This is a genomic window from Peribacillus sp. NPDC096379, assembly GCF_044762875.1.
GTDB lineage: Bacteria > Bacillota > Bacilli > Bacillales > DSM-1321 > Peribacillus.
Window position 1 is genome coordinate 1762709 of sequence record NZ_JBIWFD010000001.1, and the last position, 14902, is coordinate 1777610.

The 14902-nt window shown below is 33.6% G+C and carries 13 protein-coding genes; 2 read left to right on the top strand and 11 right to left on the bottom strand.

Annotation, left to right across the window (positions count from 1 at the left end; all coding sequences use genetic code 11):
• Window positions 1-183: 183 nt before the first annotated feature.
• From ACIQZI_RS08345 to ACIQZI_RS08360, 4 genes are all read right to left on the bottom strand, one after another.
• Window positions 184-915, bottom strand: a complete 732-nt coding sequence (locus ACIQZI_RS08345; protein ID WP_403071536.1) for a polysaccharide deacetylase family protein — start codon at window positions 913-915, stop codon at window positions 184-186.
• Window positions 916-1415: 500 nt separating this feature from the next.
• Window positions 1416-1700 carry a hypothetical protein gene (locus tag ACIQZI_RS08350; RefSeq protein ID WP_403071539.1) on the bottom strand — a complete coding sequence of 95 codons (285 nt, stop codon included), beginning with the start codon at window positions 1698-1700 and terminating at the stop codon, window positions 1416-1418.
• A gap of 45 nt (window positions 1701-1745) precedes the next feature.
• Window positions 1746-3098: a methyl-accepting chemotaxis protein gene (locus ACIQZI_RS08355; RefSeq protein WP_403071542.1), complete on the bottom strand. Its 1353-nt coding sequence runs from the start codon at window positions 3096-3098 to the stop codon at window positions 1746-1748.
• 470 nt (window positions 3099-3568) lie between these two features.
• Window positions 3569-4606 carry a PTS sugar transporter subunit IIC gene (locus tag ACIQZI_RS08360; protein WP_403071545.1) on the bottom strand — a complete coding sequence of 346 codons (1038 nt, stop codon included), beginning with the start codon at window positions 4604-4606 and terminating at the stop codon, window positions 3569-3571.
• Window positions 4607-4891: 285 nt separating this feature from the next.
• On the opposite strand from ACIQZI_RS08360, the gene ACIQZI_RS08365 reads away from it, so the two are divergent.
• The gene (locus ACIQZI_RS08365) at window positions 4892-5314 is read left to right on the top strand and encodes a VOC family protein (RefSeq protein ID WP_062179698.1); all 423 of its coding nucleotides are present in this window, start codon (window positions 4892-4894) and stop codon (window positions 5312-5314) included.
• A gap of 209 nt (window positions 5315-5523) precedes the next feature.
• Here the strand turns inward: ACIQZI_RS08365 and ACIQZI_RS08370 are convergent, their stop codons facing one another.
• The 5 genes from ACIQZI_RS08370 to ACIQZI_RS08390 form a co-directional block, all read right to left on the bottom strand.
• A complete protein-coding gene (locus ACIQZI_RS08370) occupies window positions 5524-6660 on the bottom strand; it encodes a 5-methyltetrahydropteroyltriglutamate--homocysteine S-methyltransferase (RefSeq protein WP_403071549.1) in 1137 nt (378 codons plus the stop codon).
• 138 nt (window positions 6661-6798) lie between these two features.
• Window positions 6799-7062, bottom strand: coding sequence for a hypothetical protein (locus ACIQZI_RS08375; RefSeq protein WP_062179705.1), 264 nt, complete (start codon window positions 7060-7062; stop codon window positions 6799-6801).
• Between the two features lie 355 nt (window positions 7063-7417).
• A complete protein-coding gene (locus ACIQZI_RS08380; RefSeq protein WP_062179708.1) occupies window positions 7418-9994 on the bottom strand; it encodes a DEAD/DEAH box helicase in 2577 nt (858 codons plus the stop codon).
• Window positions 9995-10820: 826 nt separating this feature from the next.
• Window positions 10821-11327 (bottom strand): GrpB family protein, encoded by a 507-nt coding sequence (locus ACIQZI_RS08385; RefSeq protein ID WP_403071554.1) that lies wholly within the window; start codon window positions 11325-11327, stop codon window positions 10821-10823.
• Between the two features lie 372 nt (window positions 11328-11699).
• Window positions 11700-12191 carry an RrF2 family transcriptional regulator gene (locus ACIQZI_RS08390; protein ID WP_403071557.1) on the bottom strand — a complete coding sequence of 164 codons (492 nt, stop codon included), beginning with the start codon at window positions 12189-12191 and terminating at the stop codon, window positions 11700-11702.
• 194 nt (window positions 12192-12385) lie between these two features.
• On the opposite strand from ACIQZI_RS08390, the gene ACIQZI_RS08395 reads away from it, so the two are divergent.
• Window positions 12386-13042: an FMN-dependent NADH-azoreductase gene (locus ACIQZI_RS08395; protein ID WP_403071560.1), complete on the top strand. Its 657-nt coding sequence runs from the start codon at window positions 12386-12388 to the stop codon at window positions 13040-13042.
• 253 nt (window positions 13043-13295) lie between these two features.
• Here ACIQZI_RS08395 and ACIQZI_RS08400 read toward each other — a convergent pair whose 3' ends face one another.
• Both ACIQZI_RS08400 and ACIQZI_RS08405 read right to left on the bottom strand, forming a co-directional pair.
• Window positions 13296-13721, bottom strand: a complete 426-nt coding sequence (locus ACIQZI_RS08400; RefSeq protein WP_403071563.1) for a hypothetical protein — start codon at window positions 13719-13721, stop codon at window positions 13296-13298.
• Between the two features lie 950 nt (window positions 13722-14671).
• Complete coding sequence (locus ACIQZI_RS08405) at window positions 14672-14806, bottom strand: hypothetical protein (RefSeq protein ID WP_403071565.1); 135 nt, start codon at window positions 14804-14806, stop codon at window positions 14672-14674.
• Window positions 14807-14902: the final 96 nt, after the last annotated feature.

Below are 14902 nucleotides of genomic sequence, written 5' to 3' on the forward strand. Positions count from 1 at the left end.
AGCTCAAATCCATATCTATTCCTTCCATCAATTATCACTTAGCCACTATGTTCTGCTGTAGTGCTCCTGTTAACATCTACCTAATAATTTTCTCTTTCTTTTACCACTTAACATTTCCAACACTATAAACTTATGGCCTTAATGCAATAGAAAAGCGTTTAAGCAATACAGCAACCACTTTCATTATTCGTCAACTAACTCGGCAAATTCATTAATAGTCGTTGAATACTTCACATAGATTCGGGGTAAAAGAAAAAGTTCGTCTTTTAAACCAATCTCAGTATATGATGTAGGAGTTGTCGTAAGACCAAACGAATAGTACTTTTTCGTTTCTGATACGACCTTATCATTAAAATTTCCATACGGATACGCAAGAGCAATAACTGGCTTTCCTGTTATTTGTTGAATTTTATCTCTGGACCCTTTCAGCTCAAATTCATAATTTTTTATTTTCGTCAAATCAGGATGAGTAGCAGTATGTGATTGAATTGAGATTATACCTGAATCAGTCAACATTTTTAAATCGGATTTCGTTAATCGATGAGGCCGACCGATGAAGTCGGAAATAACAAAAATGGTGCCAGTAGGTTTAAATTTTTCGTTTTCCAGTTTAAGGAATACTTCAAATGCATTAAGATTATTTTTATATCCGTCATCGAAGGTAATAAAAATGGGTTTATTTACTTGAGAAATATCTTGCCACCGATCAAAGGTTAATAATGTGTAGCCTTGATCTCGTAAATACATCATTTGTTTCTCGAAATTCTCCGGGGTTACATATAAATCTTTCGTACCGTTACCTTTATACTCATCGATTGAATGATAAATTAAGATAGGAACTTTCCGCTCTGCAAATATTTGTGATGGAAAAAATAAGATCAGCAGACACAAGTAAATCACTGTAATTTTTTTCATAAAACTCCCTCGCTTTGCATCCTAATTTATACCTTTCTCAACTATTATTCCAAAACAACTTGGTTCTATAATAATTTTACCTAGATTTTATTCCTTCTACTATTTATATCAGTTTTGATCATCACAAAAAATTCAAACCTAGGTTTGAAAAAGAGTTTTTTATCCTCCTTTGATGTAAGGTGCAGAATCCTGGAGCGTATACGGCAATGGAAAAGCTGAAGAAATATTTAATAATATTGAAAATGCAAAAAGACTTCCCAGAATGTAATATAAACCCAAGTAATCGGTTAGCTCTGAAACAAAGATAAAGTGAAACCTCCATCAGCGGCGGTATTGCAGCCTGTTAAACCGGGATAAAATTAAAAAAGGTGTCCAAAACGAAGAGTCAGACCTCACCTCTACTATCTATCGTTTATATGGCGTGCACCTGACACGATAAACGATAGATAGAGTATGAAATACCCTTTTTTGGACACCCTCTTTAGTTCATCACTCGTTATTTACCAACTTCTCTTTAACATTACCTGTATCAAATCTATATTGTTATCAATAAAATTCAATCTTTCACGGGAAACAATTGTCCATTCTGGATTTTGACCCATAGCCGCTAAAATATGCGTAGCATTAAACGTATATTTTTTATAAAGCTCGCTAATGACATAACTTATTCTATCTGTCTCACCCGTCTTTTGCATGATACTTTCAATATCTTGTTTTAACCAAATTGGGGTAAACTCAATGGCTTTTTCAACTAATATTTCATATTCTTTTTCATTATTTTGCATATTCGTCCTCCTTCTGCTGTACATATTATACCACTTGAATCTATATTATTTTAGACCTTTCATTAATTCTACTGTAGCCTCATCCAGCTCTCTTAAATAACTTGCAATATTAGTTCTATTCCCACTATTTACTGCACGAATGACTTCTTTTGAAAGAGAGTGTACTTTTTTATGTGGTTCATAGATTTTTACGACCATATCATCGGTCGGATTAGATCGCTTTATATTCTCCAAATGTTTTCCAAGTGTACACGAAGTATGATCCCCTATACTATTTTCACCAAGTTTTACAAAACCACATACTGCATTATAAGCTTTCCATTTCCATAAGAGATGTTCTGCAGCAACTGGTTTGAATTGTTGATTTCCTTTAAAATCCTTAAAATAAGGAAGTGCAGTATTTCTCAGATTTTCTGCCATCGTACTTATCGTATAAATACCCTGTCCTGTTCTCATACATATGTCACTTAGCATTTGAGTCTGATGATTAATTTCAATTAATCTAGCTGTGACTTCTTGCGTAGTCGCAGATTGTTCTTCTACATTGGCTGTAATATTTTCAAAGACTGAATTAATTCCCTCTAAAGACACTTCCATTTTATCCATTGATTCTACTGCTTGATTGATATGTTCTTTTCCTTTTGAAAACACATTTACGGCTTCAGATATCGCTTGTTCTGAAACACCAATTTCAGTTCTTAACTTCTTTACCATATCTTTTATATAGTTTGCAGAACTTTTCGTACTCTCCGCTAATTTTTTGATTTCATTTGCAACTACTGCAAAACCCCTACCTGCGTCTCCTGACCTAGCCGCTTCTATACTTGCGTTTAAAGATAATAGATTCGTTCGTTCTGCTACTTCGTTAATTATATTAACTACTGTATCAATCTCTTTTGTGTCTTCTACTACTTGTTGCATTTTATCCTGAACTTCATTAATTTGTTCGAATGATTGATTAATATATGTAAATGATTCATGAATCGTTTCAAGAGAATTTGTTGATATTGAAACCGCTTCTTTAGTTGTGATTAATGATGTTTGAACATGGTTTGCTACTTCTTCAATCGCATGGCTCATCTCTTCACTACTAGCCGCTACTTCTTCCACGGATTCTTTTTGAATAGATATATGGTCTACCATATCTTTCACATAGTCCATTTGAGTAACAAATTCTATCAATTCACTATTGAGCAAAAACTGTTCTCTAACTTGAGAATTCTTTAATTCAAGTATTTTATTAATCATGATTTCTACTTCATTATCCCCTTGCAAATATGCATCACCAGATAATTCATAATTTGCATTCATTTCGTAAATTCTTTCTAATTCAACAATCAATTGATTTTCGGAACAGTTCCCCTGAGTAAGTTCTTTACTTTTGCTAAATTTAAACATAATTTCCTCCAAAACGATGTAATCGCTACCATAAATAATTTTAAAAAAATGTTTATAATCCCACCTTTTTCGGTATATCTTATTGAAATTATCAAGCATTAATAGCAAAATAGTGTAAATGTATGTACAGCCTTCCCATAACGAAAGGATCAAACGCTTTTATTACATCCTCCATTTTAGTACTTGGATCATCTACTTATCTTTATATTGAATCTAGATTCACAATTGCATTATTAAATGTTTATTATACATATTTCGACACCTTTCTTCTAGTGATTTTTTTAAATTATTGATTTATAAGAATGATTACTATTTTTAGAACAGGTGCTTACTGATAGTATCGAGCGGATAATAGAATGATTGAAAGGTGTTGAAATAATTCGTTCATATTTATTCCGTTCACTTTACATTCTCCCAATTAAAAACACCTTAAACAGCTAATATCTGTTCAAGGTGTTTATTTTGAGTAATTACTCAAAATATAGTTTATAATCTTCCGCTTTAATCATTTTTAATTTTCTAGCGAATAAATAAATCAGACCGAGATTCAACACAATCGGCAGAATAAAGAATGTGCTAAGCATAATCGTAACATTTTTAGATGTCCAACCGCCCTCAGCTAAATTGATATAATTTAACGGTCCAACTAAACCAGATAAACCGAAGCCAGCACTATAAGGTGTTCCTTGAATATTTAACATACCAGCTAATGCTCCAAGGATCGCTGCTGTAATTAACATTGGAAATGCGATTTTGGGTTTCATAAAAAAATTTCTCATTTGAATTTTTGGCGATCCTAACACATGCGCGAGTGCCGTCCCAAGAGAATTTGCTTTATAGCTTGCAAAGGCAAAACCGACACCTGCTGCAACAATTCCTAGATTAGCTGCACCAGAACCTATACCTGAAAGCATAATCACAGTTGCGACCCCAACCGTGGAAATGGGTGACAGAATAATAAGACAGAAAATAATAGCAATGATTGCGCCCATTAAAACGGGTTGTAAAGTCGTCACATTTGAAACAGCAACACCAAGTAAACCTGTAGAATTTTTCACAAACGGTAGAATCAAATAACCAATCATTCCTGGAACTAAAATACCAAGAGTTGGCATTAAAAGAATAGAATAAGCTTTTAATCGGTCTCCTATAAATTGAACGAAAATTACTGTCAATGCAGCAGTAATTCCAGTGTTAATCACAATTCCTATACCATTCAGGGCAAAGATCCCGTCAGCCGTTTTTTGAATGACACCACTTCCAACCATTGCAGCTATCCCAACACTTGCTGTTTGAATGGGTGTTAATTTAAACGAAACCCCTACCATTACCCCAATCATCACAGGTAACAAACTCATCACAAATACTGTGATATCGAATAGATGCTGTAATGCAGGAAAATGAGGAATCAATAACTTAAGAATTTCCCCCAACAGAGCGTTTGGAATTAATGAAACCACAATCCCAATACTCATACCATTTAACAATTTACTGAAAAACTCTTTCATGTTGTACTCTCCAATCTAATCTATTAATCGTGTTAATTATAAGTAATTTTCTGATAGTAATCAACAAATTTTTTAACACTTTAACGCGAATGTGTATAAAAGCATGACCTTGCTTGCTAAATGAAAAGTTTCCGCTATTTTTCGGAGTGGATATTTTTGTGATTGCACTGGTAAATGATACAATATAAAGTGAAACTTCAATCAGTGGGGGTACTGCCCGTTAATGCGGGATAAAATGGAATCCTTTATCAATGATTAACAAGTAAACACTTAGGAGTGAAGCAAATGTCTGTTGATGTTTATTTTAATTTTAATGGAAACTGTCGTGAAGCAGTAGAATTCTACGCACAGGTTTTTGAAACAGAAAAGCCACAAATTATGACTTTCGGAGAGGCGCCACCTAATCCAGAATATCCTCTTCCAGAAGAAGCAAAAAATTTAGTCATGCATGCACGCCTTAAAATTAGTGGCAGTAATGTTATGTTTTCTGATGTTTTTCCTGGTATGCCTTTTATTGAAGGTAACAACATTAGTCTTGCTATTGTAAGCGAGAACTTGGATGAAATTAAATCTCAGTTTGATAAACTAAAAGAAGGCGGCACTGTTGGGATGGAACTTCAAGAAACATTCTGGAGCAAATGCTACGGCCAATTAACAGATAAATTTGGAATTGGTTGGCAATTTAACAATGGTATGAATGAAATGTAATTTTATTAAAATAACTAAGATATAAAAAAAGGAAATGGAACCCTTCTTCTAAAAGAATAGGTCCATTTCCTTTTTTTATGAAATTTCGGATATAGGTGCTTTCCTACGAGGGGAAATCTTAGGTGGCTGCTTCTTCCCTTCTCCTCTCTCCAGTAAGCTATGAGCATGTTACTGAAGATTAGATGATTTTTCATAATAAGAAATCAATATTATTTCCAAATTTCATTAGCTATTTCGACAACTAGTCCTAACTTGTTCCATTGATCTTGCTCGGTAATTACATTTCCTTCTTCCGTAGAGGAAAATCCGCATTGTGGACTTAAACAAAGTTGATCGATCTTCACATATTTCGCTGCTTCTGCAACACGCTGTTTGATCTCCTCTTTATCTTCGAGTTCACCAGTTTTTGATGTGATTAACCCCAAAACTACATGCTGATCTTTAATAAATCGTAATGGCTTAAAATCACCTGAACGATCATTATCAAACTCTAAAAAGAAGGCATCCACATTTACACGTGAAAACAATTCATCTGCAATTGGCTCATATCCACCTTGATATAACCAAGATGATTTAAAATTCCCTCGACAGATATGAAGAGTAATGGTCATATCTTCTGGTTTATTCGCAACCGCTTCAATGGTAATATCCGCAAATTTTTTCACCAATTCATCGGGTTCAAAACCCTTTTCTTTAATCTTTTCTCTGAAATCATCACTGAATAAAGCGCCCCAACTCGTATCATCTAGTTGTAAATAACGACATCCAGCATCATAGAACGCTTGAATCGCTTCTTTATATACCTTGACAATATCTTGGGCAACCTCATCTAGTGATGAATAAGAAGGTTTATCCAAATAAACTTGACTGTTGATCACACCTGAGTAAAAAATCATATTAGGTCCTGGTATCGTAAATTTGGCAACATGATCTCCTGCAATATTTTTTAAAAATTTAAAGTCCTCCAAAAACGGATGATTTTTAGGGAAGTTTAATTTAGAATCAACAGTATATAACGTCGCTTTCTTCATCGCTCCATGAAATAACCCAGATGCCTCAATTTCATAAACTCTAATACCTTCTAACGCCTCTATAAAATCCAAGTGCCACCATTTCCGTCTAAATTCACCATCCGTCACAGTAGTAAGGCCAACTTCTTTCTGCTTTTCAACAAGCTTTCCAATTTCGATATCCTCAATTGAGCGCAAATCTGTTTTAGAAATTTGACCTTGCTGATATTTTTCTTTTGCATCCTTTAAAACTTGTGGACGAAGATAGCTACCTACCTGATCTGCTCGAAAAAGGGGAATTTTTGTTTTTATTGTATTTACGTTTATCTGATTCATACTACCTCTCCTCGTTTCCCAATGAAGAATTTTCTTATTCCTTTATATAAACAAAATATTTTCAACATCATTTTGCTTATTTACATTTTTATTTTGTATCTACTTTTTTAAAGCTTACATCCTCAGTTAGAACACAACTTACCTTGCATAAGCTTTTAGCCTTGGTAGCACAGGATCCAATACTTCTTTAGCAATATAGTCTGTATCCAAATCGATGCAATGCTGCCCGTCAAATTCTACAGATCGGGCTTTCTCAAGATCATTACAAAAAATAAACGATATAATTCCGTTCTCTTCTATCATTTCAGTATATGTAAATGAAATATCATGATCTAAGAAGTAGCCTTCAAATGCGATGTATAACTCATCAATATTCGTTGCATTTAACGATGTAAGTTTCAAATGAATCATCTCCTATGAATATAGGATAACAAAAGAATAGAATTATGGCAAAATTGAAAAATTTCATAGAACTATTTCTGGATCAACTGAAGTGACCTAACACATTTTTTCTTTAAATAGACGAACAAAAATACATGAGAGTATTACCAAGACTATTCAACTGATTAAAATCAATTCAAATAAATTTACTTTTCTTCTCTTACCAAACATAACATTCGGATTATATTTAGTAGACGAAGATCTTTCTTTAGCTATTGTCAATTCGAAAAGAGAGCAGGGATGATACCTCCTACTCTCTCCTTTCACCAACTATATAATTGGAAAGTTTCCCTTTTATGATTTTCTTTATTTAATTTCAACGATTATTGGATCGAAATGTTCTTCTATGCCCACTACGGTAACAAGCTTCACAAATAGGAAAGCGTGAATCATCCGGCAGCTTTTTCCCGCATCGCTTGCATTTTTTCTGATAATTGATCACTTCATCTTTTAAGTGATCTTGAACACCATCGCTGATTTCTTCACGAACACGTTCCCAATAAACGGCTTCAGTTCCTCTATCCAAACGGTACAAAAATAAAAGATGAAGGCCAATGGCTTTATAAGAAAGTTCATGTTCCTCCAGATTTCTCGTTTTAATGATTGGTTCAGGAAGTTCTCTTTCTTCTGCAATGGCTTTTACTGTGTCTAACCATTGACGAACGAGACCTGATTCTTTTGTTGAAAACGGTAGGTGGAGAAATCCGTATAAATCCATTAAGGAAAAACGTACTTCGATTTCGGTATCGCAAATCAGTTCATAAAGCTCTCGTTCCTCTGAAAGAGACGCTTTTTGCGTTCCTTTTGGCGGGTCAAACTTCTGCCACATTTCAAAAAATGTTCCCATATGCCGGTAATATTTCAAAAAGCGTTCAAATACGGCAGTGGTAGGTGCTATCGCAAAAGTCTGAATTGGATCATCTACTTGTTCAAGTAGCCTTTTCATTATTTTTATGTCAGATGTAAATGCCACTTTTCCTGTATTATAAATTCCTTTTCTTCCCGCTCTACCTGCGATTTGCTTGACTTCCTGGGAAGTCAACCTTCTTCTGCGTGTCCCGTCAAATTTTTCAGTCTCTAGGAAAACAATGCGGCGGATCGGCAAGTTTAGCCCCATACCAATGGCATCTGTTGCAACAACAACGGATGTTTCACCACGATTAAACAGATCCATTTGTTTTTTCCTAGTTTCTGGCGGCATACTTCCATATATCATACTGACTTTATGTCCACTCCGTTGCAGCCTGGACGCTGTTTCAAGTACTTGCCTCCTAGAAAAGCAAACAAGGGCATCCCCTTTTTCCGTATTTTTCAGGCTGAACTCTCTAGTTTCTACTTCCAAAGGGATTTCTCGGCTGTATTCGTGTAATTCAATATCTGCTTCCTCTAGAAGATCGATAAGCATCATTTTGATATTCTGACTCCCGATAACGTGAACCTCTTTTGCATTCGCCTTCGTGATGGCTCTATACCAAGAGAAACCACGGTCTTTATCAGCAATCATTTGCGCTTCATCAATGACGACCACATCATAATAATCCTTCTCATGAAACATTTCGACCGTTGAGGAAATGTGGTTTGCTTCTTCCACAAGCTTTTCTTCCTCACCAGTCTTTAATGAACAACGAACACCGTCTGCATTTAGCTTTTCATAAACTTCAAGTGCAAGAAGTCTGAGCGGAGCAAGATACAGACCACTTTTAGCTTTTTTCATTTTTTGCAGTGCCTGGTGAGTCTTTCCTGTATTTGTCTCACCAATATGTAATACATATTTTTTACTTTGACCTAAGGATGGAGTATAAGCTTTACCAAAAATATCATCAATAATCCGTTCCTCTTCTTCTTTTCTTCGTGCTTGTTCCGCAATTTCTTCGGCTATTTTTCGCTCCCTTGCCGTCTCATCCTTTTCAAAAATTTCTTGATGCAATACTTTGTCAAAAGGAATTTCTGCAAGTTTTAGCAGATCAGCCAAATATTCTTCTTGAAGTTCATCAAAACAAGCTTCCGACAAATCAGCCCATTCATCACGCAGCAACCCTTTAAGAGTTCCAGCGGTCAATTTTTCTCCATAAGTTTTTGAGAAATCCTTAATTAGCTTGTCTGGTAAATGTTCCATTGCTTGTTTAGGTGCAATGTCTGAAATGAATTCCAAAACCACTTTTTCGTAGCGATAGTAATACGTTTCATATTCAAATTCACTTCTCCCCCAAATAAATAGGGAATGAATATCACCTGTCAGTTCTTCAAAAAAATCGGTTGCCATTACATACGCTGCTTTGTCAAATGATCCATGTTCAACCAATCGTTCTTCAAGTAGATAAGGCTCGGTATAATGGTACTTCGGTTTATTTTGAAGATCATCTGCTAAAACTCCAGCAATATGATGACGAACATGCAAATATAAAATCAGTGTATTCTCTTCAAAAAATTGACGAACTGTTTCTTGAAGCTCGACTCTTACTTTCCACCGCTCTTCAGCTTGTTTTTGTTCTTCCTGTCTTTTAAAGTAGGTTTCCCTTGCTTTTCTATATCTTAGCTCCCAGTCTTGCTGATTTTGAGAGAAAGTTTGTTTGATCCAAGGAATTACATCGAATGGTAGAATATTTCGCAACTCGTTACGAAATATATTGTTGATCAACTTATGGGCTACTCCTTCGGTCTCATAGCCCTTATCTTTCAAAAATGCCTTCTTTTCTTTTCTTGGCACATCATTTGAAGCTTTATTCAACCAGACGTTTATCCAGATTTGTTCGATATAGTTCAGTCTGTCAGTTATGTATGTCTCATAAGCAGGAAGCATTTCTTGCACTTCTAAATAGCGTTCAATATCTTGAACAACTTTTTGTTTCGTATGCTCGACTGCAATCGGGTATATCTCTTCTAATTTTCCCATGTTGAACCCCTTTTATAGTTTACAGTATGTTGTTGTCTTCTATTTTACATTGTTTTATATTAATAATCTCCACAATAGACCTTTTATCCAAGTATTGTGGATATTTAGCAGTGAATGAACTTTATCTTATTATAAATCATATTTTTCCTATAATGCTCGATATTAAAGATAATTGGTATTGTTGACCTTAAAGGCTGGTTTTTATGATGGTAAGTGTTAATAAAGTTCTGAAATTCTTCTGGAGATGAATTAATAAAGAAGAAGGTAATGTAATAGTCTTTAGAATTCGAAAATAGGGGCAAATTCGATTTCGATATTATTAATAAACGATTTGTTTTAATAACTAAGTGCCCCTTTGTAGACTAATACTTTGATCTAAACGATATTATGGTTATATTTTTTAGTAAGGTGAAAAGTTTATATCAAAAAATATACAACTGTTAAGTGTAGTATTGTGGATCTACGTCAATATTTTGGACACTAAAAAGTTAAGTTTTAAGCAATTTTTCTAGGTTCTTCTTCAATCGGAGGAAATAAAGAAGCAATAATGTACATATAACTCCAAACTCCTTTTTGTTTTTTTTGAAGTTCGATTTATCCTGTTACTAACACATTAGCACCTAAGAACAACATCATATATACTATAAACTCAAGGTTTTTAGTAATTAGACGATGACCAGATAATGCCAAAACAATTACCGATAAGACTATTCTCAATATTTCCAACATACTTTTCTCCCTTCTTTAAGTTTATAAGAGAAAAGATGCTGTAGCGGACTTTCTTTACTGAACTAACGCACCCCAATAGTACAATAAAAATGTATGCTTATTCTATTTCTTGTTTTAATACATTCTGGATAAAACGAGATTTTGCCTCAGTGTAAGACACTCTATCAAAACGATATTTTTCTGCTAAATCAACTTTTAATTGGTGATATTCTTTTAGTGTATCTGGGTTACTTCTTAAATAATTTCTAAAAAAGATTTGATTATTCCAGTGTTCACTTTGAATCGTATAAAAATGTAAATGATGGGTTCCAGCTCTCCATTTTCCTTTTCTAAAGAACCGTCTTTCAAGAAATTCTTTATGATAAACAAATTCATATCCTATTTGTTTTAGTGGCTCAATAAAATCGTCTACCATCTCTAAATGATTTACCCCAACCGCAATATCTAAAATAGGTTTAGCTCCTAACCCATCAATCGACGTACTTCCTATATGTTCAATTGATATTACTTTGTCAGCCATAACTTTTTTTAATTTACCTTTCTCTACTTCAAATTCTTTGGACCAATTTGGATTATAATTCTCAATGGTAATTTCCTTATCCATTCTCTTCCTCCTAACGCAATTAGAATACTCTGTACCTTCTTCTTTCACTAAACTGCCCCGTTAGCACAATAAGAAAAATGCCTTGCTTCCCTTATTGTGGATTTAAAATAAAGTTCGACCGTTTCGAAAAAAGTTTAACCGTTTTATATAGGATTTTTCTTATTAAGCAATCTTCCTATTGTGGAGTAAACACCTTATTAGTTCTTATGCTAATTTTTTAAGGGTTGTAAGAAATGATACTTGAGTTAACAGACAAGTTAGTTGAGATTAGTTATAGCCATCAAAAGATATTTGAAATATACGTTTTTTGAGAACTAAGAAACAAACCTCTCTAAATTCCTCTTAATTAAGGAATTTCATGAGAGGTTTGTTTTATATGCTACTTTTTGAAAAATATTTTCGAGTATCTTCACGTATTTGTTTGGGCAAGGCACGATCAAGCTCTTCATTTAACCATGAGAGTGTTTGGCTACGTAAATAATCACGCATTTTTTCTTCCGCAGAGAGCATAACTAAATTGATGGTACAAGAGGAGGGAGCTGAACAGCAGTTTTCTCTATACAAATAACCATTATCTTTAATATTTTTACATTGAAAAATAGGTTTAGGACCTTCAACTGCTTCAACTACATCCCAAAAGGAAATATCTTCTGGGGACTTAGATAACCTATATCCTCCCTTTACACCAGGGACAGAACTTACAATGCCAGCCTTAGATAATTTACCGAAAACTTTTGAAAGAAATGTTTCAGAAAGTCCTTGAAATTCTGCTAAATCCTTTATCCCAACACTTTCTTTGGTAGGAACATCTATTAAATAAACCAGACAATGTAAAGCATATTCAACGCCGACACTATATTGCATATAAACTCACCTACTTTTGCTTAAAGATTATACCTTAAAAATATTTAGGGTTCGAGTCAAATAAAAGAAATCCCTTTTGGGAAATTTTATTCATTTGACAGAAATAATTATAACATATATTATGGATTGTGTTAATCGTCGATTAAGTTAGTCCTTAATCGTTACCTTGAATTCATTTTAAAGGAGAAATACAAATGAACAAAACACTTATAATTAACGCACATCCAAAAATAGATGATAATTCTTCAGTTAGCTTGCAAGTTTTTAACCACTTTTTGAATGCTTATAAAGAATTAATTCCTAATAGCGAAGAAATTGAACAGATTAACCTGTACAGTGATGCAGTACCTATGATAGATAAAACGGTTTTAAGTGCATGGGAAAAACAAGGAAAAGGGCAAGATCTAACTAGCCAAGAACAAAAAATAACGGAGCGTATGTCGAAGATTTTAAAACAATTTAAAAGTGCAGATACCTATGTCATCATTTTACCTTTGCATAATTTTAATATTCCATCAAAATTAAAAGATTATATGGATAATATCTTAATCGCACGTGAAACTTTTAAATATACTGAAAATGGTTCAGTGGGATTGCTTAAAGACGGACGAAGAATGCTTATCATACAAGCAAGTGGATCAATCTATACACATGATGACTGGTATACAGAAGTTGATTACTCTCAAAAATATCTGAAGTCAATGTTCAATTTCATTGGTATTGAAGATTACCAAGTCATTCGGGCGCAAGGAACTGCTTTGCTGGAGCCGAATGAAGTATTAGAAAAAGCATATAAAGAAGCTGAAGAAGCTGCTTCAAGATTAGCAGCTAAAGAAAAAATACTAATTTAAAGGAAAGAAAATTATTATTGCAGATATTGATCTGCAATAATAGGCGAGGTTGTTGGGCAACACAGTTAGAAAATGATCAAACTTTTTTTATAAATGAATGATTCAATTGAATATATTAAAGCGTGTTTTGATCGATCTTTTTCAAAACACGCTTTTTCTTTTTGTTCATTTATCAAGGTTATTAGGTATCAATTTGATCAAACATTATTCCAAAGCAACACTTATTGAAGCAAATCACAGGTAGTTAAATAACTTATATCTGTTCTTGATAAATATTTAATCGTAAAGGTTCTAATTTTAATGCTATTTTAAACTCTTCAAGATTTTCGACCAAATGATAAAAATCATCCACATCCCCATTAGTATCAAAATACCATTCCGACGCTTCCAAGCTTCTAAGTTCATTAGTTGGGGTAAAGACAAATTCACAATGGAGTTGTTCCATCCCAGAATATTCGTCATCTTCATAGACAGTAAATTGTCTAACGAAATCAAAATAAAATAATTCTTCTCCTGTAAAATCGTATACTCCACATTGGAAGAGTAAAGCTATTTCCTCTTCCCCTTCAACTGGTTGTCTTCCAAACGATATAAATTCATTCCAAACATTTGCTATATTAGTTGTATGTTCACCAATCTTCTCCTTGAGGAAACCTTCAGCATTTTGGACAGTAATCATACCGTCTCTCCTTTAATCAACTTAGTTTATTGTCCCTTATTATACCAAATTCCCCTTCAACTAACCTGCCCCTATAGTTGAACAAGAAAAGAGCTGCCTTAGCACCCCTCATTCTTTAACTCTTATACCCGTTAGATTAATAAGCAAATGTGATTCCGCAATGACTCCTCTTTTTTAATATTGGCGTCCCGCTCGTTTTGCAGTTACTTTATGTTTTTCTAACTACTTTTTGGCTTTCCTTTTCTATTCAAAAGATAAAAAGAAGTACCAGCTATAAATACCCCCGTACTAAGCCACAATGTTATCCCATTCCACTCATTGTTAAATAATGTGATATTGGCAAGGTTGATAAGGTGTATCAAAACAAAAAGTATGTATAGTCCAGTTATAGCTTTCATTATTTCCCCCCTATTCATCTAATTAAAAATGTAAATTAGCAGCATCTTACCTATTCTAAATTTAGCTTCAAGAATCCTTTATGTTTAACTAAACTGCTTCTTTAGTTGGATATAGAAAATTCCCCCAATTGTATAATATTAGTTATTTCTATACATTGAGAAGACCACCAAAAAGGGTCTTCTTCTTGAACCGATGTCACGCATTAGCTTAATAAGCTAGATTAAAAAACTCCTCTTATTTTATTTCAAGAAGAATTTACATAATAATGAATTTTAGAAAGTATTTTTGTTTGTATTGTAGTAATGATTATAAGAGGTTAGTATGAAAACGTATTAACTGGAAGTATTATGGTACCTATAAAGGTTGATAGGGCTTGATAAAGACTAATGGGATATCGTTCAAACCTTATATATTAAGGGGTTAAAATCACCAAAATTGTTTTGTAAGGTAATAATACCTAATCTTTAATGATCTTAATTGTTGCCTTTAAAAGAAATAAAAAGAACCGATTCTCTTTTCACACTTGAGAATCGGTTGCTGGATCACTTTGATTAAATTGACAAGATAAATTCATTATAACCATCCTTATTTTGTCCTTTTATATTCTTCATAAAATAAGCGTATTCTGGTTGAGATTTCCCGTGTAATTCTGCTGCTTCAACTACTAACTTTATAAATTTTTTCATTTAAGATATCCCCTTCCAATATGTTATGTCCTTATTATCCAATATTGGATACCTTTTTACAAAACTGATGAAAACGAAAACAACGACAATGTAAGC

Bases quoted from the DNA above. Each gene is read 5' to 3' on its own strand.
- ACIQZI_RS08395 (WP_403071560.1), top strand. From the start codon at position 12,386: ATGAACAAAACACTTATAATTAACGCACATCCAAAAATAGATGATAAT.
- ACIQZI_RS08355 (WP_403071542.1), bottom strand. From the start codon at position 3,098: ATGTTTAAATTTAGCAAAAGTAAAGAACTTACTCAGGGGAACTGTTCC.
- ACIQZI_RS08385 (WP_403071554.1), bottom strand. From the start codon at position 11,327: ATGGATAAGGAAATTACCATTGAGAATTATAATCCAAATTGGTCCAAA.
- ACIQZI_RS08390 (WP_403071557.1), bottom strand. From the start codon at position 12,191: ATGCAATATAGTGTCGGCGTTGAATATGCTTTACATTGTCTGGTTTAT.
- ACIQZI_RS08380 (WP_062179708.1), bottom strand. From the start codon at position 9,994: ATGGGAAAATTAGAAGAGATATACCCGATTGCAGTCGAGCATACGAAA.
- ACIQZI_RS08360 (WP_403071545.1), bottom strand. From the start codon at position 4,606: ATGAAAGAGTTTTTCAGTAAATTGTTAAATGGTATGAGTATTGGGATT.
- ACIQZI_RS08400 (WP_403071563.1), bottom strand. From the start codon at position 13,721: ATGATTACTGTCCAAAATGCTGAAGGTTTCCTCAAGGAGAAGATTGGT.
- ACIQZI_RS08370 (WP_403071549.1), bottom strand. From the start codon at position 6,660: ATGAATCAGATAAACGTAAATACAATAAAAACAAAAATTCCCCTTTTT.
- ACIQZI_RS08405 (WP_403071565.1), bottom strand. From the start codon at position 14,806: ATGAAAAAATTTATAAAGTTAGTAGTTGAAGCAGCAGAATTACACGGG.
- ACIQZI_RS08350 (WP_403071539.1), bottom strand. From the start codon at position 1,700: ATGCAAAATAATGAAAAAGAATATGAAATATTAGTTGAAAAAGCCATT.
- ACIQZI_RS08365 (WP_062179698.1), top strand. From the start codon at position 4,892: ATGTCTGTTGATGTTTATTTTAATTTTAATGGAAACTGTCGTGAAGCA.
- ACIQZI_RS08345 (WP_403071536.1), bottom strand. From the start codon at position 915: ATGAAAAAAATTACAGTGATTTACTTGTGTCTGCTGATCTTATTTTTT.